Annotated in this window: 1 protein-coding gene; it reads left to right on the top strand. The window is 62.9% G+C overall.

From position 1 onward, the window contains the following. Positions 1 to 213 (top strand): IS66 family insertion sequence element accessory protein TnpB (tnpB, locus tag PSUB009319_RS22780; protein ID WP_374704227.1); only part of this gene is annotated, 213 nt, incomplete at both ends.

The following is a 213-nucleotide window of genomic DNA, read 5'->3' as shown; positions in this document are numbered from 1 at the left end:
CAGCATGATCGGTCTACCCAGCCGCACGAAGATCTGGCTGGCCGCCGGCGTGACCGACATGCGCTCGGGCTTCAACAGCCTGGCCGCCAAGGTCCAGATCGTACTGGAGCGAGATCCGTTCAGTGGCCACGTGTTCGTGTTCCGAGGCAGGCGCGGCGATCTGGTCAAAGTGCTGTGGTGGAGCGGTGACGGCATGTGCTTGCTGATGAAACG

Origin of the sequence: Ralstonia sp. SET104, from assembly GCF_003851545.1 — a bacterium.
In the GTDB taxonomy this organism is placed as follows: domain Bacteria; phylum Pseudomonadota; class Gammaproteobacteria; order Burkholderiales; family Burkholderiaceae; genus Ralstonia.
The sequence above is the reverse complement of the archived record's forward strand: the minus strand, read 5'-3'. Positions and strand labels throughout refer to the sequence as shown.